A 4,100-nucleotide genomic window follows, 5' to 3' on the forward strand; every position below is an offset into this window, starting at 1 on the left:
GCCCAAAGAGATTATCAAGGCATTTGCATACCTGAAAAAGGCCGCTGCGATCACCAATTACGAAGCCGGCGTTTTGCCGAAAGAGAAAAGTGATCTGATCGGACAGGTTTGCGACGAGATCCTGACCGAGCAGCTCGACGACCAGTTTCCGCTCGTAGTTTGGCAAACCGGCTCAGGTACCCAGTCTAATATGAACTGCAATGAGGTAATCGCTTACCGCGGGCACGTCTTGCAGGGCGGCGAGCTGGGAGATAAAACCAAATTTCTGCATCCGAATGACGACGTGAATAAATCGCAGTCTTCGAACGATACCTACCCGACTGCAATGCACATTGCAGCCTACAAAATACTCGTGGACGTAACCATTCCGGGCATTACCAAGCTGCGGGATACATTGAAAGCAAAAGCAGAAGCTTTCAGGAATGTGGTTAAAATCGGCCGCACGCACTTTATGGATGCAACGCCGCTGACACTCGGCCAGGAATTTTCAGGATACGCTTCCCAGCTCGATCACGGACTGCGTGCTATCTATAACTCGCTCGCGCACCTTTCTGAACTTGCATTGGGCGGAACTGCTGTGGGTACCGGGATTAACACACCGGAAGGATACTCTGAGAATGTAGCGCGCCACATTGCCGCATTAACCGGTCTCCCATTTATAACTGCTGAAAACAAATTTGAGGCACTCGCCGCACACGACGCAATCGTGGAAGCGCATGGTGCATTGAAAACGGTGGCGGTAAGTCTGATGAAAATCGGAAATGATATCCGCATGCTCTCTTCGGGCCCACGCTCGGGAATCGGAGAAATACACATTCCTGACAATGAGCCGGGTAGCTCGATCATGCCGGGCAAAGTAAACCCGACACAATGCGAGGCGATTACCATGGTGGCTGCGCAGGTAATGGGAAATGACGTGGCGATTGGTATCGGCGGGTCAAACGGACATTTTGAACTGAATGTTTTTAAACCTTTGATGGCGTACAATTTCCTGCATTCAGCCAGACTGATCGGCGATGCCTGTGTTTCTTTCAATGACAATTGCGCAGTAGGTATAGAGCCGCTGCACGAAAATATCAAAAAGCACGTGAACAACTCTTTGATGCTGGTAACTGCATTGAATACCAAAATTGGTTATTACAAGGCAGCGGAAATCGCACAAACTGCACATAAAAACGGCTCAACATTGAAAGAAACAGCTGTTGCATTGGGTTATCTAACCCCTGAGGAGTTTGATGCCTGGGTAAAACCTGAGGATATGGTGGGCGACAACAAATAGAAATCCACTTTCTTTTTCTTTTTCGAATGCTCTGCTGTCAGGCGGAGCATTCTTTCTTTTCAGATAGGATGGAAATTAAAGCTGAATTACTGGCAGGCGAGCGGTTAAGTAAACAGAAAGCAGTTGCTATTGCTGAATATGCTGCGTCTTCGCCGGAGACTTTTCGCGAACTGTTTGCATGTTTTTTATCGAAAGATCCGCTGTTGGTACAACGGGCTGCACATAGTTTGAGCATTGCAGCGCGTAAAAACGCTGAACTGGTACAACCTTTTACAGGAACGCTCGTGCAACAGCTTGGACGTACTGATGTACATAATGCAGTGCTGCGAAACAGTGCGCGCATTCTGGAATGTGTGCCTGTTCAGGAAGAATTTCATGCAGAGCTGATAGAATCGGTATTCAGGATTATTCAGGACAGGCAGTCGGCGATTGCAGTGCGGACTTTTTCGCTCACAATCGCGCACCGCCTTTCCCACACTTATCCAGAGCTGAGACAGGAGCTGAAATTCGCAATTGAGGAGCGGCTTCCATTTGAAAGTGCTGCATTCAGGTCGAGAGCTGCCAAGATTTTAGCCGAGCTGAACCGTAAAGGAACTGGGTAGTTTGCCCGGCCGGACCAGATTTAAGAGAAATCATTTTACCTTGCTTTTCAAACCACAACATAAAATGACGATTTACTGCCACGCCACGCTGGATACTTCGCTGAGAAGTAAGCTGACCGAAACTTTGCCGCAGCACGAGATCCGGTACCGAACAGAAAATACAACCCAGGAAGAAGCATTGAGCTATTTCCTTGAAGCCGATTATATTCTGGGCAACCCGCCAGGAGAATGGTTCAGCCAAAAACCGAAAAAGCTTAAATTCTGGCAGCTGGATTCAGCCGGGTTTGATCAATACAGTACTATTCCGCTTCCCGAAGGCGTGAAAGTGGCGAATATGGGCGACTGGTTTGCACGCCCTTGCGCCGAAACTATTGTGGGCGGGGTACTGGCATTGTACAGAGGACTGGATACACTTACGCTGCTCAAACAAAAATCGGAATGGGTGGGATCAAAATTGCGTACGGACTTAAAATTGCTTTATAATCAAAACACCATCATACTTGGCGCCGGCACGATCGGGCAGGCGGTGAATGCGATATTGAAAGGATTGGGCTGTAATACCCACATGATGGCGCGCACTTCGCCCGACGCCGACCTGCACAGCCGCGAAGAACTGCTGGAAGAACTTCCGAACGCGGATTTAGTAGTGAATACATTGCCGGGCACTGCTACCCATTTCGCAGATGCTGAATTTTTCTCAAAAATGAAAAAAACGAGCGTTTACGCGAGTGTGGGAAGAGGCAGTACTACGGACGAAAAAGCATTAATGGAAGTATTGAATTCCGGTCAGCTGGACGGGGCAGTGCTGGATGTAACCGAGCTCGAACCGCTTCCGGCAGACAGTCCGCTCTGGAAAATGCCGAATGTAATTTTGACACAACATACCGGCGGCGGCCACAGGAATGAACATATGGGCAAAGTAGATTTATTCCTCAACAACATTTTTGCAATGGAAAACGGAGGAAGCCCGGCCAATGAAGTTGACCTTTTCAGAGGTTATTGATTTTTAATAAAACCAACAATGACAGATTCGGAATTAAATATATTAGAAGCCGTTAAGGATAAATATTTCCAAAAATTCGGTAACGGGGATGAGGTGAGGGTTTTCAGGTCACCGGGACGGATTAACCTGATCGGGGAACATACAGATTATAATAATGGGTTTGTACTGCCCGCGAGTGTGGATAAGGCTGTGTATTTTGTGATCAGTCCGCGCGCCGATCAGCAGGTTGTCCTCTACGCGACTGACCTGGACGAAACCTACACCTTTTCGCTTGACGACCTTTCCAAGCCAGCAGCTTCCTGGCCACATTATCAGATCGGCATTATTGATCAGATTCATAAAAAGGGTTTGAAAGTAGGCGGTTTTAATGCTGCTTTTGGCGGCGATGTGCCGGTCGGCGCCGGGTTATCTTCCTCGGCTGCATTGGAATGTTGTCTTCTTTTTGGATTGAATGAAATTTTCGGGCTTGGGCTGGACCGGTTTAGTGTTGTAAAAATGTCGCAAAAAGCTGAAAACGAGTATGTAGGCGTACAATGCGGCATTATGGATCAGTTTGCCTCCGCATTCGGGAAGCAGGAGCAGGTAATCCGCCTGGACTGCCGCTCGCTCGAATACGAATACTTTCCATTCCCAATGGACGATTACCTCCTGGTACTTTGTGATACAAGTGTGAAACATTCACTCGCAAGCTCTGAATACAACACCCGCCGCCTGGAATGCGAAAAGGGCGTTTCCATTTTACAAAAATATGATCCGGCAATCCAGAGCCTGCGTGACGTAGCGCCTTCGCTGGTAGAAGCGCATCGTGACGAGCTGGGGGATGTGGTTTACCGCCGCTGCAAATTTATCACCGAGGAAATCCAGCGCGTACAGGATGCCTGCGACCTGCTTGTACAAGGTAACCTGCCTGATTTTGGCAAGAAAATGTACGCAACCCACGACGGGCTGCAACACGAATACGAGGTAAGCTGCCCGGAACTTGACTTTCTTGTTTTGCAAACGCGGAACAATGACAATGTACTCGGCGCCCGGATGATGGGCGGCGGATTTGGCGGTTGTACCATTAACCTGGTAAAGAAAAACGCCGTGGAAGCCTTTGAAGAACAAATGAAGCAGGCTTATAAACAAGAATATAACATTGATCTGCCGTGTTACCGAGTAAAAATTACCGACGGTACGGAGGAAATTATCAGCTGACCAAAACACCTTACTGACG

4 protein-coding genes are annotated in these 4,100 nt (G+C 48.3%); all 4 read left to right on the forward strand.

The annotated features are described in order from the left end of the window. The coding region (gene fumC / locus ACTIE6_RS07915) for a class II fumarate hydratase (protein ID WP_439556123.1) at nucleotides 1–1,279 on the forward strand (1,279 nt) is incomplete at its 5' end. Nucleotides 1,280–1,347: 68 nt separating this feature from the next. Beyond that, complete coding sequence (locus tag ACTIE6_RS07920) at nucleotides 1,348–1,881, forward strand: hypothetical protein (RefSeq protein WP_439556124.1); 534 nt, start codon at nucleotides 1,348–1,350, stop codon at nucleotides 1,879–1,881. A 64-nt stretch (nucleotides 1,882–1,945) separates the two neighbouring features. Continuing rightward, the gene (locus tag ACTIE6_RS07925; protein ID WP_439556125.1) at nucleotides 1,946–2,884 is read left to right on the forward strand and encodes a D-2-hydroxyacid dehydrogenase; all 939 of its coding nucleotides are present in this window, start codon (nucleotides 1,946–1,948) and stop codon (nucleotides 2,882–2,884) included. 18 nt (nucleotides 2,885–2,902) lie between these two features. Further along, the gene (locus ACTIE6_RS07930; protein WP_439556126.1) at nucleotides 2,903–4,081 is read left to right on the forward strand and encodes a galactokinase; all 1,179 of its coding nucleotides are present in this window, start codon (nucleotides 2,903–2,905) and stop codon (nucleotides 4,079–4,081) included. Nucleotides 4,082–4,100: the final 19 nt, after the last annotated feature.

The organism is Dyadobacter sp., from assembly GCF_051859145.1.
Taxonomy (GTDB): Bacteria; Bacteroidota; Bacteroidia; order Cytophagales; family Spirosomataceae; genus Dyadobacter.